This is a genomic window from Bacteroides sp. ET71, from assembly GCF_023336905.1.
Taxonomy (GTDB): domain Bacteria; phylum Bacteroidota; class Bacteroidia; order Bacteroidales; family Bacteroidaceae; genus Bacteroides.
The window spans coordinates 1-23647 of the sequence record NZ_JAMBLS010000003.1 but is presented as its reverse complement, the minus strand read 5'-3'; the positions used below and the strand labels follow the sequence as shown (position 1 = coordinate 23647).

At 56.4% G+C, this 23647-nt stretch carries 16 protein-coding genes and 1 pseudogene; 5 read left to right on the top strand and 12 right to left on the bottom strand.

Annotated features, from left to right (window positions below):
* Positions 1-67 precede the first annotated feature (67 nt).
* A complete protein-coding gene (locus M3090_RS02550; RefSeq protein WP_249053836.1) occupies positions 68-1315 on the top strand; it encodes a retropepsin-like aspartic protease in 1248 nt (415 codons plus the stop codon).
* 18 nt (positions 1316-1333) lie between these two features.
* Here the strand turns inward: M3090_RS02550 and M3090_RS02545 are convergent, their stop codons facing one another.
* The 8 genes from M3090_RS02545 to M3090_RS02510 form a co-directional block, all read right to left on the bottom strand.
* Positions 1334-3145: a MutS family DNA mismatch repair protein gene (locus M3090_RS02545; protein WP_249053835.1), complete on the bottom strand. Its 1812-nt coding sequence runs from the start codon at positions 3143-3145 to the stop codon at positions 1334-1336.
* A 78-nt stretch (positions 3146-3223) separates the two neighbouring features.
* Positions 3224-3862: a TetR/AcrR family transcriptional regulator gene (locus tag M3090_RS02540; protein WP_249053834.1), complete on the bottom strand. Its 639-nt coding sequence runs from the start codon at positions 3860-3862 to the stop codon at positions 3224-3226.
* Positions 3863-4019: 157 nt separating this feature from the next.
* Positions 4020-5516 carry a histidine ammonia-lyase gene (gene hutH, locus M3090_RS02535; RefSeq protein ID WP_249053833.1) on the bottom strand — a complete coding sequence of 499 codons (1497 nt, stop codon included), beginning with the start codon at positions 5514-5516 and terminating at the stop codon, positions 4020-4022.
* Positions 5517-5701: 185 nt separating this feature from the next.
* Positions 5702-6331, bottom strand: a complete 630-nt coding sequence (locus M3090_RS02530; RefSeq protein ID WP_249053832.1) for a cyclodeaminase/cyclohydrolase family protein — start codon at positions 6329-6331, stop codon at positions 5702-5704.
* A 146-nt stretch (positions 6332-6477) separates the two neighbouring features.
* On the bottom strand, positions 6478-7731 hold the full coding sequence (gene hutI / locus M3090_RS02525) for an imidazolonepropionase (RefSeq protein ID WP_249053831.1): 1254 nt from the start codon (positions 7729-7731) through the stop codon (positions 6478-6480).
* A gap of 216 nt (positions 7732-7947) precedes the next feature.
* Positions 7948-8847 (bottom strand): glutamate formimidoyltransferase, encoded by a 900-nt coding sequence (gene ftcD / locus M3090_RS02520; RefSeq protein ID WP_249053830.1) that lies wholly within the window; start codon positions 8845-8847, stop codon positions 7948-7950.
* 240 nt (positions 8848-9087) lie between these two features.
* Complete coding sequence (locus tag M3090_RS02515; RefSeq protein WP_249053829.1) at positions 9088-11079, bottom strand: urocanate hydratase; 1992 nt, start codon at positions 11077-11079, stop codon at positions 9088-9090.
* A 113-nt stretch (positions 11080-11192) separates the two neighbouring features.
* Complete coding sequence (locus tag M3090_RS02510) at positions 11193-11822, bottom strand: DUF6563 family protein (RefSeq protein ID WP_249053828.1); 630 nt, start codon at positions 11820-11822, stop codon at positions 11193-11195.
* 274 nt (positions 11823-12096) lie between these two features.
* On the opposite strand from M3090_RS02510, the gene M3090_RS02505 reads away from it, so the two are divergent.
* Both M3090_RS02505 and M3090_RS02500 read left to right on the top strand, forming a co-directional pair.
* The gene (locus M3090_RS02505; protein ID WP_249053827.1) at positions 12097-13464 is read left to right on the top strand and encodes an SGNH/GDSL hydrolase family protein; all 1368 of its coding nucleotides are present in this window, start codon (positions 12097-12099) and stop codon (positions 13462-13464) included.
* Positions 13451-14944 (top strand): MBOAT family O-acyltransferase, encoded by a 1494-nt coding sequence (locus M3090_RS02500; protein WP_249053826.1) that lies wholly within the window; start codon positions 13451-13453, stop codon positions 14942-14944. The genes M3090_RS02505 and M3090_RS02500 overlap by 14 nt, the downstream gene beginning before the upstream one ends.
* 57 nt (positions 14945-15001) lie before the next feature.
* Here M3090_RS02500 and M3090_RS02495 read toward each other — a convergent pair whose 3' ends face one another.
* From M3090_RS02495 to M3090_RS02485, 3 genes are all read right to left on the bottom strand, one after another.
* The gene (locus M3090_RS02495; protein WP_249053825.1) at positions 15002-16462 is read right to left on the bottom strand and encodes an aldo/keto reductase; all 1461 of its coding nucleotides are present in this window, start codon (positions 16460-16462) and stop codon (positions 15002-15004) included.
* 16 nt (positions 16463-16478) lie between these two features.
* On the bottom strand, positions 16479-17972 hold the full coding sequence (locus M3090_RS02490; protein WP_249053824.1) for a 4Fe-4S binding protein: 1494 nt from the start codon (positions 17970-17972) through the stop codon (positions 16479-16481).
* Positions 17973-18347: 375 nt separating this feature from the next.
* The gene (locus M3090_RS02485) at positions 18348-20708 is read right to left on the bottom strand and encodes a glycoside hydrolase family 20 protein (RefSeq protein WP_249054012.1); all 2361 of its coding nucleotides are present in this window, start codon (positions 20706-20708) and stop codon (positions 18348-18350) included.
* Between the two features lie 222 nt (positions 20709-20930).
* Between M3090_RS02485 and M3090_RS02480 the strand changes: the two are divergent.
* Positions 20931-21728 (top strand): annotated as a pseudogene (locus M3090_RS02480) (alpha/beta hydrolase); the annotation flags it as partial.
* Positions 21723-22373 carry an SGNH/GDSL hydrolase family protein gene (locus M3090_RS02475; RefSeq protein WP_249054011.1) on the top strand — a complete coding sequence of 217 codons (651 nt, stop codon included), beginning with the start codon at positions 21723-21725 and terminating at the stop codon, positions 22371-22373. The pseudogene M3090_RS02480 and the gene M3090_RS02475, both read left to right, overlap by 6 nt.
* Positions 22374-22665: 292 nt before the next feature.
* On the opposite strand, the gene M3090_RS02470 is transcribed toward M3090_RS02475, so the two are convergent.
* The gene (locus M3090_RS02470) at positions 22666-23148 is read right to left on the bottom strand and encodes a hypothetical protein (protein WP_235328139.1); all 483 of its coding nucleotides are present in this window, start codon (positions 23146-23148) and stop codon (positions 22666-22668) included.
* Positions 23149-23647 lie beyond the last annotated feature (499 nt).

Genomic DNA, 23647 nt, shown 5'->3' with positions numbered 1-23647 from the left:
AGTGGGCTTGCCACGTTTTCCTCTTTTCTCTACCTTCGCCAGCAAAAGAACCCTAAATTCCTAAAAGATGAGACGATTAACCTTTCTTTTTGCCGCACTTGTGTGCGCTTTACCTTTCTATTCGCAAGACATGGCTATATGTCAGGAAATCGTAAATACTGCCGTTGATGCTGTCAACAACCGTTCTGCCGATGAGTTGAAGAAACATTTGGCGCCCGATTTTACCTGTGCGGGACAGACTGGTGCTGTGGCCGGCCGGGTAGTGGAACTGTTGGTTATACAACTGGATGAGCATATTTCGGAGGTCAGTAAGTTAAGCGAACAGCGGGAAGATAGTACATTGACGCTGGTTTATGATTTCAATTACAGCAAGAAGTTGGGGCATAAGCAGGCTACTTTTGTGTTCAATGCCAATAATCAGCTCAAGCAGATGGAGCTGTTGTCTGTTCAAGTCAAGAAGGTCAATACAAAGACCGATTTTGAGGCGTCGGCACAGGACATCATCACCGTACCGATGGAAATCCGTGAGAATTTGATTGTCGTAACCGCCAAGCTGAACGGCGTCGAGCGGAAGTTTATCCTGGACAGTGGGGCGCCGACTCTCTACTTAAACAGCCAATACTTCAGCAAAGACACGATACATTCGATGAGTGATGCGCAAAGTGTGAACTCCAGTATCTCGGGGCAAGACGTTGTCCGCATTGATGCTTTCGATTTTTGTGGTATCCAGGTGCAGGACGAGGACTTCTTGATGTCCGACCTTTCCCATTTACTCCAAGGCGAGGAGATCTATGGCCTGATAGGTTACCAAATCATCAAAGACTATGATTGGCTGTTTGACTATGAGCACAAAACGCTGACATTGATTAAGCCGGAAAGAACAGCGGCCTACATCGGCCAAATGCAGTCTGTCACCTGTGAAGTTCCGCTTCAACTGACATCTGAAACTTCGCATATTCCTTTCGTTCAAGGCATGATAGGCGGTAGGGTGTTGTCGTTGGGGATTGATAGCGGGGCTGCGGGAAACTTGCTGGATGTTTCGCTGTTCGACAAGTTGGGAAACGACTTGACGGGCGTCACCGTGACCGACTTGCGGGGCGCATCCAAAGATGTCGTAGAGGTTAAGCAGGCCACGGTGAAGTGTCTGACCATCAGCGGGAAGCAATTTCAGAACATAGTGACCTCTTTCAGTGACATAAGCCATTTGAACTCCCGCTGGGAAAACAAGATTGACGGGCTGATTGGTTATGAAATCCTTTCCCGGCAGAAGACTCTTGTCAGCGTCCACAGTAAGAAAGTCGTGTTCATCCAATAGGCCAGCGTAGTTCCGTAATCACTCCGTCACCGCAATCCCCATCTTCCCCATCAGGAAGCAGGCGTTCATGTTTTGCGCCACACCGGGTCGCAGGCGGTAGCTGAAGGTCAGCGTGTCGCCCGCGATGTCGGCTTCGAAGCGGTAGTTGCGGATGTGGTCGGGGAAGGCGTCGGCCAGGGTGCCGAGGGCCAGGTCGTGTGTGGCGATGATGCCGTTGGCCTGCAGTGTCATGAATTGGCGGATGAGGGCCAGCGAGCCTTTCTGCTTGTCGGTAGAGTTGGTTCCTTTCAGGATTTCGTCGAGGATGATGAAGAGGCGTTCACCTTGTTGCAGCTTGTCGATGATGAGTTTTAGCCGCTTCAGTTCGGCGAAGAAGTAGGACTCGTTGTCGCTCAGCGAGTCACTGGTACGCAGGCTGGTGATGAGTCGGACGGGCGTCAGTTCCATGCGGGTGGCGCAGACGGGCGCGCCGATGCAGGCCAGCAGGAAGTTGACGCCCACGGTGCGCAGGTAGGTGCTCTTGCCGGCCATGTTGGCGCCGGTGATGATGATGAACTCGGGGCGTTTCGTGGTTTCGAAATCGTTGCGCACGCAGCGGTCGCGGTGCATCAGCGGATGGCCCAGGGCAGTGGCGCGGAAGGTGAAGGTCTGTTCCGTCGGTTCTGTCAGGGTGGGGTAGATGTAGTCCGGGTGGTTGTGTGCGAACGTGGCGAGGGACAGCAGGGCATCCATCCGCCCGATGGCGTCCAGCCAGCCGGGCAGCGACTCGGCATGTTGCTCCTTCCAGCGCTCGATGCGCATGATTTGCCACAGTTCCCAGAAGAACGTGCCGTTCAGTATGGTGTACATCAGGTAGTTGTTCCGCTGGTCCAGTTCGTTCATCAGCTTGTTCAGCCGCAGGATGGCGTGCGAGGCGCGTCCGCTTTCTGCCTTGAGGTCTTGCAGCAGGGGCGATTGCAAGGGCTGATGGTCTATCAGGCGGAGCAGGCGGGCGTAGGTGCCCAGGATTTGCAGTTTTTTGCCGTAGACGCCCTGCACGTGGGTGACTTTGTTTGTAAAGCCGAAGCTGAGTACGGCGAAGCTAATCCACAACACGGCCCAGAGCGTGCCGGACAGGTTGCCTGTCAGCACCAGTACGAGGCAGAGGGCATTGATGCCGCCCACGGCATAGGGCAACAGTCGCAGCCACGGCTGTCGGCGAAAGGTGGAGGGGCTGGAGGCCCATGCCCGCAGTTCGGACTCGTCGGCGCTCTTCCCCTTATGAAGCAGGCCTGTTGTCCGGAAGAGCTGACGGAAGTCTGTCGCTCCTTCCAGCTCGCGCACGGCTGCTTGCCGTGTCTCTATTTCGGCCTTGTCTTCCAGGTGCTTCCCCAGCCAGGCGGCCAGGCGCGTTTTGCCGGGTTGTGTGCAGGTGCGGTTGAGGTATTGGAAGAGTGAACGCGGGCCGTAGACGTCGAGGTCGAGGGCATAGAGGTGTGCGGGGTCGATGTATTCGCTCCCGTCGTCGAAAGCGGAGAAGTCATAGTCCAGCGCCGCCAGTTCCTGCCGGTTGATTTCGGCCTCTTTCTCCAGGTGGTCTTTCCGGTAGAACAGCCGGTTGTGGTATTTCACAAGGGCCAGAAAAGGCAGCAGGGTCACGGCCAGCGCGCCGCCCCAGGCCATCCATCCCTCGTGCCGCAGGCAGATGGCTGCCGCTATGCCGCCCACGAATAGGGCGACGCGCAGCAGACTGATGCGGTAAATCTGTTGTTGCACTCGTTTCAGGTTCTCGTCGGCCCGCTGCGCCCGTTGGCGGTAGTCTGCGGCTATCTGCTCCAAATCTTTCTGCATGGGTCAAGGGTTTGTTTCAGGGCGGCAAAGATAGCTGATTGGTGCGGAAAAATCAAGCCTTCTGTGTGGAAACGGGTTTCAATTGTGCTTGCGGTATTGTTGGATGAACTCTTCCAGTTCGGTGATGCCTTTCGGGGTGGAGACGCCGCGCAGGAAGGTGAATATGATGGACTCATAGACGTCGAGGAAGGGGAATGTCTTGCAGATGTCGCTCTCCATCAGGATGTCCATCTGGGCACGTACCAGCTCGTTGATGATGGCAAAGTTGACGTCGTTGCGGAAATAGCCTTGGCGCACGCCTTCTTTGAAGAAGTTGACGGCGTCTTCCGTCGTGCGTTTGTTGCCCCGTCTTAGGTATTCGTAGGCACGCGGATATTTCTGGATATCTTCGAAAAACTTCTTGTTGGTGGCGTGGAAGCGTTCGATGCTTCGCTGGTAGCGTTTCAGCAAGACCTCCAGCACGTTGTTCGTCTGTCCCAACAAATTTTTCAGGTAAGCGTCTTCTTGCTCCACTGCATGCCGGATACACTCCAGCAGCAAGGTCTCTTTGTCAGCAAAGACTTCGTAGAGCGTACGCTTGGAGATGCCGAACGAGGCGGCAATGTCGTCCATCGTGATGCTTTTGATGCCGTGTTCGGTAAACAGCTTGCTGGCCGATTCTATGATTTTCTCTCTGAGTTCCCGGCGCGAAGACGGATGTTTGGCTTGTTTATTCATGAGGGTGACTTTGTTGGATAAATACGATTACAAAGGTAGCAAAGAAAACTAAATAGACAAACCGCGTTTCCTTTTTTCTGCGCACAAAATGCCTTTTCCTGCAGAGAAAGGTGATATTCCCCGCAGGAAAGAGGGCACTTGCCGGACATCCTCCCCCTCAGAAGTCGAACTTCGTGCGGTTCAGGAAGGCTACGGTCTTGTGAATCTCCTTGTACATCACGATGTCGTCCTGCACGAAGGGCACCTCTTTGCGGTATTCCTTGAGGAAGCGTTCCAGCAGGGGCGACGTCTTGAGCGGCCGGCGGAACTCGATGCCTTGGGCGGCGTTCATCAGTTCGATGGCGAGGATGTGGTCCAGATTGTCCATGATGCGGAACAGCTTGGTGGCGGCATTGGCGCCCATGCTGACGTGGTCCTCCTGTCCGTTGCTGGAGACGATGGAGTCCGAAGATGCGGCGTAACAGTACATCTTGTTCTGGCTGACCATGGACGCGGCGGCGTATTGCGGAATCATGAAGCCGGAGTTCAGTCCCGGGTTGGCCACCAGGAATTCGGGCAGGCCGCGCAGGCCCATGATGAGCTGTGCCACGCGCCGTTCGGAGATGTTGCCCAGTTCGGCCAGGGCGATGCCCAGGTAGTCGTAGACCAGCGCGAGGGGTTGGCCGTGGAAGTTGCCGCCAGAGATGATGAGGTCCTCGTCGGGGAAGATGGTGGGATTGTCCGTCACCGAGTTGATTTCCGTCAGCAGCACCGAGGCCGTGTGGCGGATGGCATCCTTGGTGGCGCCGTGCACCTGCGGCACGCAGCGGAAGGAGTAGGGGTCCTGCACGTGTTGCTTGGGCCGGGCTATGAGTTCGCTGCCTTCCAGCAGGCGGCGGAAGTTGTCGCCCGTCTCAATCTGTCCCCGGTGCGGGCGGATTTGCTGGATGCAGTCCATGAAGGGGTCGATGCGTCCGTCGAAGGCTTCGAGTGACAGGGCGGCGATGAGGTCGGCGCGGCGCGAGAGGCGTTGGGCCTTGAGGATGGCAAAGACGCCGTTGGCGGACATGAACTGCGTGCCGTTCAGCAGGGCCAGCCCCTCTTTGCTCATCAGGCGGACAGGCTCCCAGCCGAATTCGTCGAGCACGCTGATGGCCTCGCGTTTCCGGCCTTTATAGTACACGTCGCCCACGCCGATGAGGGGCAGGAAGAGGTTGGCCAGCGGGGCCAGGTCGCCCGATGCGCCCAGCGAGCCGCGGTCGTAGACGATGGGCAGGACGTCGTTGTTGAAGAAGTCCAGGATGCGCTGCACGGTGATGACCTGCACGCCGCTGTGCCCCAGCGACAAGGCATGGGCCTTGAGCAGCATCATCAGCTTGACGATGACGGGGCGTATTTCTTCGCCCACGCTGCACGCATGGCTCTTGATGAGGTTCTCTTGCAGCGTGCCCAGCTCGTCGGCGGAGATGTTCTTGTTGCACAGCGAGCCGAAGCCCGTGGTGATGCCATAGAGCGGCTCGTCGGACTGGGCAATCTTCTGGTCCAGGTAGTCGCGGCATCGCTGGATGCGCAGTTTGGCCTCCGGGGCCAGCTCCAGCTTCAGATTCTCGTTCAGGATGCGTTCGATAAGCTCGAACGACAGGTCGCCTGAACCTATTTGGTAGACATTGTTCATATTGTCAATGAGGAATTAAGAATTAAGAATGAAGGGCTTGTTTGAATTTCACTTTCTCTGTCATCCCGAGCGTCGTCGAGGAATCTTACTATGCGTATGAGAGGCGTTAGGGAGATGTTTCGGCTTAGCTTTGCACCGCTCAACATGACAGGAAACAAATTTAAGCAGGCTCTAAGAATGAAGAATCAGGCATTAAGCATGGTCTTGACTTCGGCCAATAGCTCTTGTTCGCGGGCGGTGGCCTGTTGCTCCAGCTCGTCGGCCTCGGCTTGCAGGCGTGCCACCAGTGCCTGGTCCTTCAGCGAGGAGAGGTTGATGCGCACGTTCAATAGGGCGGCGAGGACGGCGTTGCGGGCGGAGAGCATGGCCACGCAGGCGTCGGTCACGGCGTTCTGGTTGCCCCGGCGGGCTACTTCGGCGATGCGGGGCATCAGGGCACAGGCGCGGCGTGCCACCTCCAGCGGCACCTGGGCGGCGTAGGCCGTGGCTTCCTGGATGGCGGCAGAGCGGGCGGCTTTTTCCTCGTCCGTGTCTTTCGGCATCTTGAAGCAGGCAAACACGCGGTCGTAGGCGTCGCTGTCGCGGTCGATGTCGGTGATGAAGGCGGTCATCAGTCCTTCGGCTTCTTGGGCGATGGCCAGCATGTCTTCTTGCACTTCGGCGTATTTCTTCTTGCCAATCGTCAGGTTGGCTACCATGGCGGCCAGGGCCGAGGCCAGGGCGCCGTTCAGGGCGGCGATGCTTCCCCCGCCGGGGACGGGGTCGCTGCCTGCCACTTTATTCAGGAAATCTTTTACGGTTAGTTCGGTAAGCATAGTGTTTAGTGTTAAATGATGATTTATAAGGTGACAATGGGACGAGTTAACGAGGCGACAAGGCTTGGTAAAGGGTCTGATAGCAAGCGACAAGCCCCTTTCTTGTAGTCTTGTAAACTTGTCTTCTTGTCAACTGGTTTCTTATTTCAAGCATTTGGATGAATCACCCCTCCCTTGATGGTGGCCTGCACGCAGTTCATACCTATGTAATAGGTGAGGAAGTGGTAGTTGTCCGTGTTCAGCACCACCATGTCGCCCTGCTTGCCCGGTTCGATGCTGCCGATGCTGCCGGCACGTCCCAAGGCGGCGGCCCCGTTCAGCGTCAAGGCGGTGATGGCCTCCTCGATGCTGAGGTGCATGTAGATGCAGGCCAGGGCGAAAGTCAGGGGGATGGAGCCGGAGAAGCAACTGCCGGGATTGAGGTCGGTGGCCAGAGCCACGGCGCATCCGGCGTCTATCATCTCCCGTCCCCGGGCGTAGGGTTCGCGCAGGGCGAAGGCGGTGAGGGGCAGCAGGGTGGCTACCACGTCGCGTTCGGCCAAGGCGCGGATGCCCTCGTCGGAGGCGTGCAGCAGGTGGTCGGCGGACACGGCACCCAGTTCGGCGGCCAGTTCTGCTCCACCCAGGGGAACAATCTCGTCGGCGTGCAGCTTCAGGCCGAAACCCATGTCGCGGGCGGCGGTGAGCAGGCGGCGCGACTGCTCGATGGAGAAGACGCCTTCCTCGCAGAATACGTCGCAGAACTCGGCAAGCTGCTGGTCGCGGACGGCGGGCATGACGTCGCGGATGAGAAAGTCCACATAGTCGTCCGTGCGGCCCCGATACTCCTCGGGCACGGCGTGTGCGCCGAGGAAGGTGGGGATGATGTCCACACGGCAGTGTTCGTCACCCGCCAGGCTGCGCATCACGCGGAGCATCTCCAGTTCCGTATCCTTGTCCAGCCCGTATCCGCTCTTGCCTTCCACGGTGGTGATGCCCATCTGCGACATGCGTTTCAACAGGCTTTCGGCGCGGTTGCGCAGTTGGATGTAGTTGCAGGCACGGGTGTCCCGGACAGTGCTGACGATGCCTCCTCCGCGGCGCATGATGTCCATGTAGCTGTCCCCCCGCAGTCGCCAGCCGAACTCCTCGGCCCGTTCGCCGCCGAAGATGAAGTGCGTGTGCGAGTCCACGAAGCCGGGCAGCACGCAGCGGCCGCGGGCGTTGTAGTGCCAGTAGTGTTGGTAGTAGCCGTCGCGCTCTTCGCCCCGGTTGGGGCCGACGTAGGTGATGAGGCCGTCGGTCACCTCGATAGTGGTCTTGTCCATCACCAACAGTTCGTCCATCTCCCGACCTTTCCGGGCGGAGAAGCCTTGCGGGGTGACGAGGCGGGCGTTGAATATAATCAGGTTTTCTGTCATACGTTTTAATGAAGAATGAAGAATGAGGAATGAAGAATAGGTTGAACGAAGAATGATGAATCCTTTCAAGCTCCCTTTCGCACTGTCATTCTGAGTGGAGCGAAGCGGAATCGAAGAATCTCCCTATGCGGATGGAAAGGTATGAGGGAGATGTTTCGACTTCGCTGCGCTTCGCTCAACATGACAACACAGAAAAGCGTTTGGCCGACAACAACTTCATTCTTCCAGCAGCCTTGCCTCCAGCACCTGTCGCATGGAGAAGTTTTCCAGTCCCAGGTAATAAGCGGCCGTGTCTATCAACGCTTCCATGGGCACGAGGCCGATGATTTCGCTGCCCACGATGCTGACCCCGTAGCGGCGTGCCTCGATGCGCACCAGTTCGAAGGCTCGGTAGAGGGCCGTGCGGGTGTAGTCCGTCATGTTGATGGACACCTGTGTGATGCCGCGGTCTTTCAGCTCCACGCCCATGGCCTTGCAGTAGCGTAGGCCGCCGCCGATGAAGCGTATCTTCTTGGCAATGTCGTGGGCAATCTCCAGGCTGGGGGTGGAGAGGTTGATGTTGTAGGCCACGAGCGGCATACGTGCGCCGATGGCTACGGTGCCGGCGGTGGGATGCCGCTCGGCGGGGCCGAAGTCGGGTTGCCATTCGGGCTGGTGTATCTTCTCGGCCATGCCTTCAAACTCGCCCTTGCGGATGGCGGCCAGGTTCTCGCGGTGCGGGGCGGTGGCCGATTTCTCGTAGAGGAAGACGGGCACGCCATAGCGTTCGGCCACGGCCTGGCCTACCTCGCGGGAGAGGGCGATGGCGTCGTCCATCGTCACGCCGCGGATGGGGATGAAGGGCACCACGTCTACGGCACCCATGCGCGGGTGCTGCCCGGTGTGATGCTTGAGGTCGATGACGCGGACAGCCACGCCGATGGCTTCCAGCACGGCGTCGCGCAACGGTTCGGGTTCGCCCACCACGGTCACCACCAGGCGGTTGTGGTCTTCGTCGTTGCTGTAATCCAGCAGTTTCACGCCCGGCTTCGCGCGGAAGGGAGCTACAATCTGGTCTATCTTCTGCAAGTCGCGTCCCTCGCTGAAGTTGGGGACACATTCGATGATTCGGTTCATACGTGTAAAGTATCTTCTTAATGGATGAAACATGTCTTTGTGGATGCCGGCGTCCGGAGGCGGTTTTGCAACTGCTTGATTGCCAGCGGCTGGTGGCCTTCCTCCGACACTTCCCTTAGGTGTCGCCGACACTTGTGCTAAGTATCCCCGACACTTGTGCTAAGTGTCCGTGACACTTGTGCTAAGTGTCAGCGATACTTGTGCTAAGTGTCAGAGGGGGGATGGCGGTGTGTGGATTGTTTACTGCTCCTTCGCCTCCGTCAAGCGGTTGATGAGTCCGTCGTCGGCCACGTAGGGCATGGTGATGCAGTAGCCGTCGGCGTGCGTGCGGTTGAACTCGTCTGCCGTCTGCATGGCGTGCGGGTTGCGGGCCCACGAGCGGCGGGCCACCCCGCCCATCACGTCCCACAGCATGGCTTGCCGGAGAATACGGTCGACGCGCTCCGAGCCGTCGCACACCATGCCGAAGCCGCCGTTGATGGCCTTGCCGATGCCCACGCCGCCCCCGTTGTGCAGGGCGACGAGGCTCATGCCGCGGGCACAGTTGCCGGCAAAACACTGCACGGCCATGTCGGCCATGATGTTGCTGCCATCCTTGATGTTGGCCGTCTCGCGGAACGGTGAGTCGGTGCCGCTCACGTCGTGGTGGTCGCGTCCCAGCATGATGGGACCTACTTCGCCACGGCGCACCATATCGTTGAACTTCAGTGCGATGCGCAGGCGTCCTTCGGCGTCCTGGTAGAGAATACGTGCCTGTGTGCCGACCACGAGGTTGTTCTGTTCCGCGTCGCGAATCCAGTTGTAGTTGTCGCGGTCCTGCGCCCGTCGGTTGGGGTCGATGCACGAGAGTGCGGCCTGGTCGGTCTTCACCAAGTCCTCGTGCCGCCCGCTGAGGCATACCCAGCGGAAGGGTCCGTAGCCATAGTCGAAGAGTTCCGGGCCCATGATGTCCTCCACGTAGCTGGGGAAGATGAAGCCCTGTTTCGGGTCGCCGTTGCGGGCAATCTGTGTGTTCCCGGCATCGTAGACGGCCTTCATGAACGAGTTGCCGTAGTCGAAGAAATACGTGCCGCGCCCCACCAGCGTGAGCAAGGACATAAACTGCCGGCTCAGGCTCTGGTTTACCAATGTGCGGAAGCGTTCATGGTCGGTGTGGAGCATCTCGGTGCGCTCTTCGTAGCTGAGGCCTGCGGGGCAGTAACCGCCTTCGTACACCGCGTGGCACGAGGTCTGGTCGGACAGCAGGTCGATGTGTATGTCGTTCCGCACGGCATATTCCAGCAGGTCGACGATGTTGCCGTGGTAGGCGATGGAGAAGGGTCGGCCCTCCCGCATGGCTTCGTGCGCCCGGTCGAAGGCTTCGGGGATGTACTTCGTCACGCCGCCTACCCAGCCTTGGCGGAGGCGCGTGTCGATGCGCGAACGGTCCACTTCGGCGATGATGGCCGCCGCGCCCGCCATCTCGGCCGCCTTGGGTTGCGCACCGCTCATGCCGCCCAGGCCGGACGACACGAACAGCCGGCCCCGGAGGTTGTCGTCCTGCGGGATGCCCAGCTTCAGGCGTCCGGCATTGAGCAGCGTGTTGAACGTGCCGTGGACGATGCCTTGCGGGCCGATGTACATCCAGCCTCCGGCGGTCATCTGCCCGTAGTTGGCCACACCCAGTTGCATGGCCGTGTGCCAGTCCTCCTGGTTGTCATACAGTCCCACCATCAGGGCGTTGGTGATGATGACGCGCGGTGCGTCGGGGTGCGAGCGGAACAGGCCCAGCGGGTGTCCGCTCTCCACGACCAAGGTCTGGTCCTGCGTCAGTTCTTCGAGATACATCTTGATGAGGTGGTATTGCATCCAGTTCTGGCAGACTTGTCCCGTCTCGCCGTAAGTCACCAGTTCGTAGGGATAGAGCGCAACGTCGAAGGCCAGGTTGTTGTCTATCATCACCTGGAAAGCCTTGCCCTCGATGCACCGTCCCCGATACTCGTCGATGGGCTTCGCCTTGAGGTCTCCCTCCGGGCGGTAGCGGTAGCCGTAGATGCGGCCCCGGGTGCGGAGTTCTTCGAGGAACTCGGGCGCCAGTTGTTCGTGCAGTTCGTTGGGGATGTAGCGCAGGGCGTTCTTCAGGGCCGTGGCAGTCTGCGCGGGGTTGAGGGTGTAGCCACGGTCGGGTGCCCGCCGGATGCCCTCGACGAAGGCCGGGTAAGGGGGCAGTTGGTTGTTAAGGGTTATCTTCATGGCTTGGGTTTCATTTTGTCACAAGGACATTGGTTAATGAGCCGCAAGTTAAGAAAAAATCCCGACATTCGCAAATGGATGCCGGGATTATTTATCAAAAAGACAAGCTCGTTCTATTTCAACTTCCGCAGATACTTGCCCGTCACTTCCGCCGCTTCGCTCGTTTCTTTCTCGAACTCCGTCAGCAGTTCCGGTTTTCCGGCCAGCAGTTCCCGCATCCGTTCTTTTCCCACAAAGTTCGAGTGCCCCGTCTCCAGGTCCAGTTCGTAGTAGACGCGCTGGTCTACCAGGCCCGAAGCCTGGATGGCGTCGCCCACTTCGCCGCGCAGCTTTTGCGCATTGGTCGGCGTCAGTGTTTCGGTGGCAGCCTGTCCCACGGGTTGGGCGGTGTAGAAGATGCGTCCGCCCACCTCCAGCACCGGGGCATACCATCCGCCCAAGCGGAATTTCTTGTAGCGCATCTTGCGACAGTTGACGTAGAGTGCCGTGTCGATGCGGACGGCGTAGCAGCGCTTGCGCAGGTAGCGGCTGAGGCTGCGGTTCTGTGGCGAGAGGATGCGGTAGTCGCCTCCGCCCGTCAGGTAGAGCTGGTTGAGGGTGCGTCGCTCTACGCGCAGGGTGCTGACGGTGTCGCCCCGGTTCCCGGTCAGTTCGTCCAGGTTCGAGTAGATGATTTGCTGTGCACGGTTTGCCTGGACAAAGGCCAGACACAAAACCAGGCTTATGAAGAGTGTTTTTTTCATCTGTAAGGTATCTTTCGTTTTTCGTCGGCTAAAGTACGTTTTTTGTCCGAAGTGCGCAAACGAATCTGTTTTAAAAAATCGTCCTTACCATTATCTTGTCGAGAGCGTGGCTGTCGTTCGCCAGAGCCTTGCCTCGTGTCCGCAGTGAGCGCGGCCCGTGTTCGCCGGAAGCAAGCGCGGGATGCGCGTCCGGCCGGAGCCCGGTCGGGTGTTTCACAATATATGTTAAAGCATATGCGGGTTTGGGCGGATTCCCTATCTTTGCCCCTCGACTATGGGAAAGAATGTCTTGCGAAATACCGCCGTGCTGGCTCTTCTGGTGCTGGGTGCGTTGCTGCTGCTCCACGGCCTGCCGTCTTTCGAGATGGGTGGGCACCGGATGAGGCGTGTCGATTTGCTGGCCGACGTCCGTCCCCTGCCCCCTGCGGAGGCGGATGCCGATTCGCTGTTGCCTCCACCTCCCCGTGTCAAACCGGCCTTTGTAGATTCATGCCCGCCGGACATGACTTGCATTGAGGACTACGGCGACAGCTCCGGGAGGGGTATGGCTGCCTTCTACCGGGCGCTGGACGAGGCTTCGCGCCGCCCGGTTCGCATTGCTTATTTCGGCGACTCGTTCATCGAGGGAGACATCCTGACGGCCGACCTGCGCGCCCTGCTCCAGATACGCTACGGCGGTTGCGGCGTGGGCTATGTGGACATTACCTCGCCCATCAAGGACTTCCGCCCCACCGTGCGCCATGCTTTCGCCGGATGGGAAAGTCATGCGTGGACGGACAGCACGGGCTTCGACCGTCGTTTGCAGGGCATTGCGGGACGTTACTTCATTCCCCGCAACGGCGCCTATGTCGAGCTGCGCGGGCAGACGGACTATGCCAGCCGGCTGGACACTTGCCGGAGGGCCGGCATCTTCTTCTCCAGCCGTGGAAAGACTACCTTGGCGGTGCGGGTGAACGGAGGGGAGAAGCGCACGCGCTCTTTCGGAGCGTCGGGAGATTTGCAGGAGGCCGCGGTGGAAGGGCACATCGGGCAGGTGCGCTGGACGGTGGAGCAGGCCGATTCGGCCATCTTCTACGGCCTCTTCCTAGACGATGTGCGGGGCATTGCGCTGGACAACTTCTCGCTGCGTGCCTCGTCGGGTTTGTCCATACGCACCATTCCCGAAGATATGTTGCGGGCTTTCGGCGAACTGCGTCCTTACGACCTGATTGTCTTGCAGTATGGGCTGAACATTGCCACCGAGCAGGGACGCAATTACGACCGCTACGTGGCCGGGATGCGCACGAGCATCGACCGCATAAAGGCAGCCTTCCCCGGAGCGTCCATCTTGTTGGTGGGCGTGGGCGACCGGGACTGGCGCGACGAAGACGGCCGTCTGCAAACGATGCCGGGCATCAGGCACCTGTTGCGCTATCAGCAGAACCTGGCAGCCGACAACGGCTTGGCTTTCTGGAACTTGTTCGAGGCGATGGGAGGCAGCAAGAGCATGGCCGCCCTGGTGGAAGCCGACCCGCCGATGGCCAACCTGGACTATACGCACATCAACTTCCGGGGCGGGAAACACCTGGCTTCCTTGTTGTATCAGGCTCTGATGCACGGTAAGGAACAATTTGACAAACGACGCGCCTATGAACTGGAGTGACTGGAACATCGACCCTGCCCGCCTGGCGGATGCTTTCGTCTACGACCCCCAGGCTCCGCTTATCTTCAGCAGCGGGCTGTTCGTCTGGCTGTTTGCCGCCCTGGCGGTGGTCTATCTGCTGTTGCAACGGCGCACGACGGCGCGCCTGCTCTTCGTCACGGCCTTTTCCTACTATTTCTATTATAAGAGCAGCGGGATGTATTTCTTTCTGCTGGCGGTGGTGACGGTGAGCGACTTCCTCATCGCCCGGCGGATGGACCGCTGCGCCTTGGCGTGGCAACGCAAGGCATGGGTGGCGCTGAGCCTGGTGGTCAACCTGGGGCTACTGTGCTACTTCAAGTACACCAACTTCCTGGGCGAGCTTTGGGCGTCTGTCACCGGCGGCACGTTTACGGCGCTCGACATCTTCCTGCCCGTGGGCATCTCGTTCTTCACCTTCCAGTCGCTCAGCTACACCATTGACGTCTATCGGCGCCAGGTCAAACCGCTGTCCTGCCTGTTGGACTACGCGTTCTACGTCTCCTTCTTCCCGCAACTGGTGGCCGGGCCAATCGTCCGCGCCCGCGACTTCTTGCCGCAGATACGTCGTCCGCTCTACGTCTCGCCGGAGATGTTCGGGCGCGGCGTCTTCCTGATAGCTTGCGGCCTGTTCAAAAAGGCGGTCATCTCGGACTACATCAGCGTGAACTTCGTCGAGCGGGTATTCGCCAATCCTTCGCTCTATTCGGGCGTGGAGAACCTGTTGGGCGTTTACGGCTACGCCCTGCAAATCTATTGTGACTTCTCGGGCTACAGCGACATGGCCATCGGGCTGGCGCTCTTGTTGGGCTTCCACTTCAACCGGAACTTCGATTCGCCCTACCGGTCGGCCTCCGTCACCGAATTCTGGCGTCGTTGGCACATTTCGCTTTCCTCGTGGCTGCGCGACTATCTGTACATTTCCTTGGGCGGCAACCGCCGGGGGAAGCTGAGGCAGTACCTGAATTTGATTATCACGATGTTCTTGGGCGGACTGTGGCACGGCGCTTCGTGGAATTTCGTCCTCTGGGGCATGCTGCACGGCGTGGCCCTGGCCTTGCACAAAGGGTGGATGCAACTGGCGGGCCGTCCCAAGGGTTGGCAGAGCCGCGGCCTCCGTCGCTGGTTAGGCGTGGTGGTGACGTTTCATTTCGTCTGTTTCTGTTGGATATTCTTCCGCCAAGCCCACTTCGCAGATGCCGTGACCATGCTGAGGCAGATAGCCTTCTCTTTCCATCTGGAGCTGCTTCCCCAGTTGTTGGCAGGCTATCCGGCCGTGTTCCTGCTGATGCTTCTCGGCTTTGTGCTGCATTTCCTTCCGGACACCTGGGAACAGTGGGGCACTAAAAAAGTAACCGCCCTCCCCTTGGTGGGGAAAGCGGTCTTGCTGGTCGCTTTGATATACGTAGTGATTCAGATAAAGAGCGCTGACGTACAGCCGTTCATCTACTTTCAGTTCTAAGCGTGCCCATCCGTCGGCGGCCCTTTCACCGGGTGCATACCGGGCCGCGTCCGGCTTTTAAGCTTGCTGTCCTTGTCGCCGGCGTTCTCTTTGCCGGCGCCTCTCGCCGCTACCTTTCTCTTGCTTCAGGTTGTCCACGTAGTGGGCAATGCGGTGCAGCTCGTTCGGTATGTTGATTCCCTGCGGGCAGTGTGGACTGCACTGGTTGCAGCCGATGCAATGGTCGGCTTGCCGCAAGCGCGGCACACTCCGGTCGTAACCAATCAGGTAAATGCGTCGTGCCTGGCGATACCCTTCTGCGTCCGGGTCTTCGATAAGGTTCCCTTCGTTCAGGCATTTGTTGTAGTGCAGCAGCAGCGCCGGTATGTCGATGCCGTAAGGACAAGGCATGCAGTATTTGCAATCGTTGCACGGGATGGTCTCGAACTGCATCATCTGCGTGGCGGTCTGTTGCAGGAAGTCAAACTCTTCGTCGGTCAGCGGCTTCAGGGGCGAATAAGTGGCCAGGTTGTCTTGCAGATGTTCCATGCGCGTCATGCCGCTCAGCACGGTCAGCACGCCTGGGAAACTGCCGGCGAAGCGGAAGGCCCAGGAAGCCACGCTCCTTTCGGGCTCGCGCTGCTTCAGACGGGCCACGATGCTGTCGGGCACGTTAGACAAACGTCCGCCCAGCAGGGGTTCCATGATGATGGCAGGGATATTCCTCTTGGCCAGCTCGTTGTACAAGTATTCAGCGTCCGTATTGCGCGGGTTGATTTGTTTGGCATACTTCCAGTCCAGGTAGTTCAGTTGAATCTGTACGAAGTCCCATTTATAATAGTCGTGGCGCGACAGCAGGTAGTCGAACACCCGGATGTCACCGTGGTACGAGAAACCCAGGTTGCGGATGCGTCCTGCTCGGCGCTCTTCCAGCAGAAACTCCAGAATGCCGTTGTCCATATAGCGCGCCTCAAACTCTTTCATGCCGTCGTTGCCCATGCCTATGCCGTGCAACAGCAGGTAGTCGATATAGTTTGTCTGCAACTGCTTCAGCGAGTTCTGGTACATGGCGATGGAGCCTTCCCGTGTCCAAGTGCTGGGCGCGAAATTGGACAGCTTGGTGGCGATGAAATACTTGTCGCGCGGATGCCGGCTCAGGGCAATGCCCGTGGCACGTTCCGAGCCGCCTCGACAATAAGCGGGTGAGGTGTCGAAATAATTCACGCCGTGTTCAAGTGCGTAGTCCACCAGTTTGTTTACCATGTTCTGGTCAATCTCCTCATTACCTTCGCGGGCACTTCGTCCGCCTACCGACGGCAGCCGCATCATGCCGAAGCCCAGCAACGAGACTTTATCTCCCGTTGTCGGGTTCGTCCGGTAAGTCATTTGGCCCGTGGAGGGTAGGGACGTTGTTCCGGCAGTACTGTCTTGCTTGCCGGATGTCCCGCAGGCTGTCAGTCCGGTTGTGGCCAGTCCGCTTGCCCCGGCTATCTTCAGGAAGTCGCGGCGACTAATGGCCTTGTTCGATTTGTTATCCATATTCTGAAGCATTTGGTTAGACAATGTGCTGGCTCTCGTGTCCTTCTACATAGATGGCACTGAAGGGGCGGGCCGGGCATAAGTTCTCGCACGCGCCGCAGCCGATGCAGCGCTCCACGTTGATGGCGGGAATCTTGGGTGAATCGGCATCATCGGGGTCAGAGGGAACCATCTGGATAGCTCCCGAAGGGCAGTGGCGGGCGCAGTTGCCACATTCGACGCCATCGGTCAGGGGGACACAGTTGGCTTTCACCCAAACGGCGTGCCCTACTTGGGTGGATACTTTTTCGGCCAAATCAGTCAGACGGATAGCATCCGTGGGGCAGACCTCGGCGCAACGCGCACACTCCGGGCGGCAATAGCCCCGCTCGTAAGACATCTCCGGCTGCATCAGTTTCAGCAAGTCCGTAGAAGGGCGCAGTACCCCGTTGGGACAGGCAGAGACGCACAACTGGCAACCCGTGCAGTGATGGGCAAAGTGGCGGGCATCCTGTGCTCCGGGAGGCAAAATGGGCGTTTGGCGGTTGGGGATTTTCTTCTTTTCAATGACGGCCAGGCCTCCGTCCACTTTCTTTTCTTGGGCTTTCAGCAGCGAAGTAGTGGCCAATAAGGCGGTGGCTGTCAGAAAACTGCGGCGTGGGTTTTCCTTTTTCTCCTGTGGCTGCTGCGGCTTCTCGGCCCGGTGGCTATAAGCAAAGCGGTAATGAATGGCCCCGTGCTTACACGTGTCGATGCAATCCATGCAGGCCACGCAGCGGCTGTAATCTATCCGGTGGTTCTTGCCGTCAATGCAGGCTGCCTTACAACGGCGTGAACACAGGCCGCAGGCATTGCATTTGTCTGTGTCGATGGTGATGCGGAACAGCGAGAAGCGCGACAAGAATCCCAATACCGTACCTACCGGGCAAATGGTGTTGCAATAAGTACGTCCGTTGCGCCAGGCCAGCACAATAAGTATGACTAAAGTAACCACGGCAATACAGAAAGTAGGAAGAGTTTTCAGCCAGACGTCGGTCTCGTAGAAAGCATAGCTGTCAATGCGCTCGGCCACGTAGGCCAGGAGGTTGTTTCCCCAGCGGTAGATGGGAGCAAAAAGGTTGGCAGCAATACGCCCGTAAGAACTGTAAGGAGCCAACAGAGCCTTTATCGAACCGATGCCTGCCAGCAGGGCGATGATGAACACACCCAGCACCCCGTAACGCAGCCATGACACGGCCGGGGAATAGGAGAAACGGTAGTGTTTCTTCTTGCGCCGTCCGCTGAACCACGAGATGATGTCTTGCAAGACACCCAACGGGCAGATGACAGAGCAGTAAACCCGACCCAGCAAAAGGGTCAATACAATCAGTAACAATACGATACCGACATTCAGCGCAAGTAAAGCCGGCAGGAATTGAATCTTGGCCAACCATCCGAACCATAAATGGATGCTGCCCGTGAAGTCGAGAAACAGCAGCGTGACAAGGGCGAAGAAAAGAACGGCCAACGTTAGTCTTATTTTACGTAACATATGTATAAGTGGTTAATTGATAGAGAAAAGGAGTATCCTTATCCGGGTGCAAAGGTAAGAAAAGTTGGTAATAGTAAGTCTATACATTTTACAGAATCAGTAACCAATAATACAGCCCGTTGAGAACCTGTTAAAAAATCGCTCTCTTTGTCATGTTGAGCAAGCGAAGCGTAGTCGAAACATCTCCCTAATACTTTTCAGGCGCGTAGTGAGATCCCTCGATACCCCCTCTTGCCTCCCCCGTTTGGCGGGGGAGAACAACGCTCGGGATGACAGGAAAATGAATTTTAAACAGGCTTTAAGTCTTTGGGCAAAAGAAAACCCGCAAATTCCTGGCGGAAATGCGGGTCTTCTTCTGTCTGCACATGATTCTGTTTAATCTACTTCTATTTCGTCGATGAACAAGTAAGGAGTCTTACCTTCGCCCGGATGTCCTTTGGGCAGGGCTTTGGCACGTTTGACAATGACCTTGAGGTAGCGTGCCGTAACAGGGTCGAAGGAGACCTCATAATTTTCAATGGTCTTCTTGTTGACGTCGGTCTGCTCGGGACACTCAATCGCTGCCACCGAACGGAACTCCTTCTTGTCGTCAGAAACGAGAACTTCCATGCCCGTAGCTCCCATAATCCATGAGCCCATGTCGATGTTGGCATGGGTACCGACACGATGGATGCTCTGTCCGCCTTCTCCCAAGTCTATCACAACCTCTGCGTCACCCTTATAGAAACCAATCCACGGACCGCCGCTGTAAGTGTCGGGACCCGATATGCCGTCAACCAGCGTCACGGCGCCTTTGTACGTGAAGCGTGACGAGGGGCCTTCGCCTACAAACTCGATGGGCCGCAGGGTAGCTTTGTTGAAGTTGAATTGCTTCTTGACCACCTTGCTCTGGCCGTCCGGGCGGATAGCCACAGCCCGGAACTCTGCGGTCTGGTCAATGTTGACCGGTGCAGTGTAGGCTGTGGAAGCAGTAGTCGGGTCTGTTCCGTCAAGGGTATAGTAGATAGGTGCATTGTCGATGGTGCTCATCTCGACCACGACATGTCCCTGTCCCGGCTCTCCACTCTCCGCGGTCTGGGCAGTATAGGTCGCTTTGATGTCAAACATGGCTTTCGAATAGTTGATGCTGTCCACTTTGTAGATGTTCAGCAAAGGCATGAGTCGTGTGCGGAAATCATCGTAATTCTTCTTTTCCGGCAGTGTCCACTGCACTTCGCTGAGGGCGGCCATGCGGGGCAGTGCCATGTATTCCACATGGGCACCGTTGAGGATGTATTCCGTCCACAGATTGGCTTGTGCGCCGATGATGTGTTTCTTCTGTTCATCGGTCAGCACGTCGGGCACCGGTTCAAGGCTATAGACTTTTTCGATAGGAACATAGCCGCCGATGGCCAAAGGCTCGCCGTCGCGATTATCCGTCTGGTAATAGTCCAGGTACGCATAAGAGGTAGGTACCATGACGACATCATGTCCCAACTGGGCAGCTTCGATACCGCCTTCCAGTCCGCGCCACGACATGACGGTGGCGTTGGGAGCCACTTCGCCTTCCAGTATTTCATCCCATCCGATAATCTGCCGTCCCTTGCCGTTCAGATACTTCTCGATGCGCGCCATGCAATAGCTTTGCAGGCGGTCTTCGGCCGTGTGGTCTTTGTCGTCTCTCAGTCCCAGTTGCCGGATGCGTGCCTGGCATTTGGGGCATTTCTCCCAACGTGTGCGAGGCACTTCATCGCCACCGATGTGTATGTAGCGTGCCGGGAAGATGTCTATGATTTCGTCCAGCACCCCTTCAAGAAATTCAAACGTCTTTTCGTTGCCGATGCAAAGCACATCTTCAAACACTCCCCAGTTAGGGCATACTTCGTAAGGACCGCCTGTACAACCCAGTTCGGGATAGGCGGCCAGCGCTGCGAGCATGTGTCCGGGCAGGTCGACTTCCGGTATGACGGTGATATAACGTTCCTGTGCGTAGCGGACAATTTCGCGGGCCTCCTCTTGAGTATAGAAACCACCGTAGGGCGTGTTGTCATATTCGGGCGTGTTGCGTCCGATGACGGTGCGGTTGCGTGTCGAACCTATTTCGGTCAGGCGGGGATATTTTTTGATTTCGATGCGCCAACCCTGGTCGTCTGTGATGTGCCAGTGGAAGGTATTGATGTTGTGCAGCGCCAGGATGTCGATAAACTTCTTGACAAATTCCACCGGGAAGAAGTGGCGCGAACAGTCCAGCATGAAGCCGCGATAGCCGAACCGGGGAGCATCTTTCACCTCGCCGGCAGGCAGCAGGACATCGGTCGCTTCCTCTCCCGCAGGGATGGACTTGCGCAACGTCTGTATGCCGTAGAACACTCCGTTGGGAGTCTGGCCTTCTATTTCCACGCCATCGGCATCGACCTTCAGCGTGTAGCCTTCGGCAGATTCTATGTCGTCGTCAATATCCAGGCGGATGCACCCCTTTTCCGGCTCTTGTCCGTTGGCGAACGACTGCGTCTGAGGAGCAAATCCCACAGACTGTTGGAGGTATTCGGCCAAGAACTCTGCATTGCGTTGCAGCAGGGTGTTGCCTTCGGGATAGGCGATGATGGTGCTTTGATTGAGGCGGAAAGGATCCTCTTGTGTCAAACTCACCTCTTGGGGAAGAGGTATTACTTGATAGGTAGCCTCGACTTCTTTGCTGCACGACGTGCAAGCTGCGATAAATGTACCGGCCATGAGAAGATGGTTAATTCTTTTCATCATATTGGATGGGTTAATAATTAATATAGTGGCAAAGATAAGTATTATTTGCAGAATAAGAAGAAAGAATGTCGATATTTTCTTTCCCTCGAACTGTAATAAGGTTTTATGCCTCTCCTTGACTGAAGCAAAAAGAACTGTTAACCCTTGTCTGTATTGATTTTTTCCGTACCTTTGTCCGCATCACAACGAAACTACTGACTTAACTAAAAACCATGTATCATGAAGAAAAATTTCCTCACTCTGTTTGGCTTGCTGCTATGCACAATGCTTTTTGCCCAGGAGAAAACCTATCAATGGGCGCGAGACATTTCTTACACATCGTCCGACGACACTTACGCCCGTGAACGCTGCAAACTGGATGTCTACTATCCGGAAAACGCCACAGACTGTCCCGTGGTCGTCTGGTTCCACGGAGGAGGACTGACAGGAGGAAGCAAAGACATCCCCATGAAACTGCGCGAAAAGGGCATGGTGGTTGTGGGAGTCAATTACCGTCTGCTGCCCAAAGTCGACATTGCCACCTGCATAGACGATGCCGCGGCGTCCGTAGCCTGGACTTTCCGCGAAATAAGCAAATACGGAGGCAGCACCCGCAAGATTTTCCTGTCCGGACACTCGGCTGGCGGTTATCTCACCACGATGCTGGGGCTTGACAAATCTTGGCTGGCCAAGTATGACATCGATGCCGACCGCCTGGCCGGGCTGATACCCTTTAGCGGACAGATGATCAGCCATTTCTCCTACCGGCAGATGCAAGGCATCCCCAACCTGCAACCCACCATCGACCGCTTTGCCCCTCTTTTCCATGTCCGCAAAGACGCGCCCCCTCTTGTCCTGATTACCGGCGACCGCGAACTGGAACTTTTCGGCCGCTACGAAGAAAATGCCTACATGCGTCGCATGATGCTGCTGGTCGGGCATACGCAAACCACTCTCTACGAAATAGGCGGACATGACCACGGCGCCATGGCCGACCCTGCTTTCCACATACTCCACCAGCATGTAAAGAAAATCCTGGAAGCACTTCCGGCCGATACCGCACAAACCGTCTCTATCCTGGGCGATTCTTATTCAACCTTCTACGGCCACGTGACCCCTCGCACCAATCTCTGCTGGTACGGCGTCCCCGGCGAGAAGAAAGAAAACGATGTCACCACGCTCGAACAAACCTGGTGGCAACTGCTGCTGCACCGTTATGGCTACCGGCTCGACACCAACAATTCCTATTCCGGAGCGACTGTCTGCTATACCGGATATAATGGAGAAGACTACTCGGACAGAGCCTTCATCACCCGCATGGCCGATTTGGGGAATCCGGACATCATACTCCTTTTCGGAGGCACCAACGACAGTTGGGCCGGCTCTCCCTTGGGCCATTATCAGTATGCCGATTGGCAGAAAGACGATTTCTATGATTTCCGTCCGGCTTTCAGCTACCTGCTCGATTACTTGATTACGCATTATCCGCATGCCCGGATTTACAACATTACGAATACCGAACTGTCCGACCCCGTCACCCAGTCTATGGATCGTATATGCCGTCACTACGGCGTCACCAATATCCGCCTGCACGACATCGACAAACAATGGGGCCATCCCTCGGTGAAAGGCATGGAGAGCATCTGCCGGCAAGTCGGCGATGTACTGTCCGCTGCCCGTTGAGGTTTTGTCGAAAAAAAACGATATTAAGATAGGAATACATTAGAAATAAGCTATTTACGAGCTTTCTTCAAAGACGGAGGTAATGACTTGGCAACAGTCGCAAATTCTGTGATATACGGTGTATTTCTGTCAAACAACTCTTGTTCTATTTGCAAAATTAGCACTTTCTTTTGAGAAGCAAACAATATACCAAATAAAATTTTGTACCAATTATTCCGGCCTGATTTTAACAGCTTACGGCCGGTTGGTCCATTACCTTCAAGCACGTGCCCTCCTGCCGCCGTCGGGACAGCTATTTATCAATGAAGTAAGATATAATATAAAAGGCGCACTGGCTGAAACAGGAAATCTCGTATATGCTGAGAAAGGTTGTCGCATAACTGAAGAGCATCGTATTTGTCATGTTTCCCACGGCTCCGGATTGAAGGAAAAAGTCGAATAACCAAAATATTAAGGCAAGACTGACGGCTGCCCTTACGCCGTAGGCAAAAGCTTTGGCCAGCATCGGCTTCTTTATCCAGCCTGAAGACAGCCTGCCAAGATAGCTCGTCGTCAGCCAATAGACCGCCGAGCAGGCAACGGATATGAGTGACATAGCCGCTCCCTTAATCCATCCGAGCGTAACGATAAAGGCATAAATCAGGACAAAAAGGGAAATCAGCAGTATAAACTGACAAAAATTCCTTACTATACGGAGTATGAACGAGTCTTCTGGCCGGTGCCGCAGAGGCCGGCTCCAGACATGCTTTACGATTAGGTCCTTTATTTTTTCCATCCGCTTCCGCCTGTTTTGTTTCGTTTACAAAGTTAAATGATTTATCTTAATACACATGTTGCGAAGCCATGAAAATTCTCGTTCCGTCTTATCGTTCCGCCGCCATTTAGTGTTAATATGTTGAAATCTGATGGCTTTTACACAAATTTTCCGTAAAACTGTATAAGGAATATACCTCTTTGAAATCAAGAGAGTTAGAAGAATTACTTCGTTTTCAGGTAATGAGTTGGCAACCGTCCTAATTGCCGTGGTCTACATCGCTTTGCTTGTTTGGGAAACTCTTACGGTACAAAGGTATGAAAAATATTCAGACTGAAAGGATCATTCCAAAAATTATTTTAGTCAGAATATTGAGCATTCATCCTTATGCAGTCTTGGTTGGAAGCAATTAACGAACAAGGAAGCCACGGTAAAGGCAACTCCTACTCCTACCACGCCTGCCCATCCGTAATGTTGCCAAAACAGACCTGAAACGAACGTACCAGCAGAACCGCCCAGA

What these genes read in the sequence shown, in the direction of transcription:
- hutI (WP_249053831.1), bottom strand. Translation starts at nt 7,731, where the DNA reads ATGACAGAAAACCTGATTATATTCAACGCCCGCCTCGTCACCCCGCAA.
- M3090_RS02545 (WP_249053835.1), bottom strand. Translation starts at nt 3,145, where the DNA reads ATGCAGAAAGATTTGGAGCAGATAGCCGCAGACTACCGCCAACGGGCG.
- M3090_RS02510 (WP_249053828.1), bottom strand. Translation starts at nt 11,822, where the DNA reads ATGAAAAAAACACTCTTCATAAGCCTGGTTTTGTGTCTGGCCTTTGTC.
- M3090_RS02530 (WP_249053832.1), bottom strand. Translation starts at nt 6,331, where the DNA reads ATGCTTACCGAACTAACCGTAAAAGATTTCCTGAATAAAGTGGCAGGC.
- M3090_RS02490 (WP_249053824.1), bottom strand. Translation starts at nt 17,972, where the DNA reads ATGTTACGTAAAATAAGACTAACGTTGGCCGTTCTTTTCTTCGCCCTT.
- M3090_RS02540 (WP_249053834.1), bottom strand. Translation starts at nt 3,862, where the DNA reads ATGAATAAACAAGCCAAACATCCGTCTTCGCGCCGGGAACTCAGAGAG.
- hutH (WP_249053833.1), bottom strand. Translation starts at nt 5,516, where the DNA reads ATGAACAATGTCTACCAAATAGGTTCAGGCGACCTGTCGTTCGAGCTT.
- M3090_RS02550 (WP_249053836.1), top strand. Translation starts at nt 68, where the DNA reads ATGAGACGATTAACCTTTCTTTTTGCCGCACTTGTGTGCGCTTTACCT.
- ftcD (WP_249053830.1), bottom strand. Translation starts at nt 8,847, where the DNA reads ATGAACCGAATCATCGAATGTGTCCCCAACTTCAGCGAGGGACGCGAC.
- M3090_RS02470 (WP_235328139.1), bottom strand. Translation starts at nt 23,148, where the DNA reads ATGGAAAAAATAAAGGACCTAATCGTAAAGCATGTCTGGAGCCGGCCT.
- M3090_RS02495 (WP_249053825.1), bottom strand. Translation starts at nt 16,462, where the DNA reads ATGGATAACAAATCGAACAAGGCCATTAGTCGCCGCGACTTCCTGAAG.
- M3090_RS02485 (WP_249054012.1), bottom strand. Translation starts at nt 20,708, where the DNA reads ATGAAAAGAATTAACCATCTTCTCATGGCCGGTACATTTATCGCAGCT.
- M3090_RS02515 (WP_249053829.1), bottom strand. Translation starts at nt 11,079, where the DNA reads ATGAAGATAACCCTTAACAACCAACTGCCCCCTTACCCGGCCTTCGTC.
- M3090_RS02500 (WP_249053826.1), top strand. Translation starts at nt 13,451, where the DNA reads ATGAACTGGAGTGACTGGAACATCGACCCTGCCCGCCTGGCGGATGCT.
- M3090_RS02505 (WP_249053827.1), top strand. Translation starts at nt 12,097, where the DNA reads ATGGGAAAGAATGTCTTGCGAAATACCGCCGTGCTGGCTCTTCTGGTG.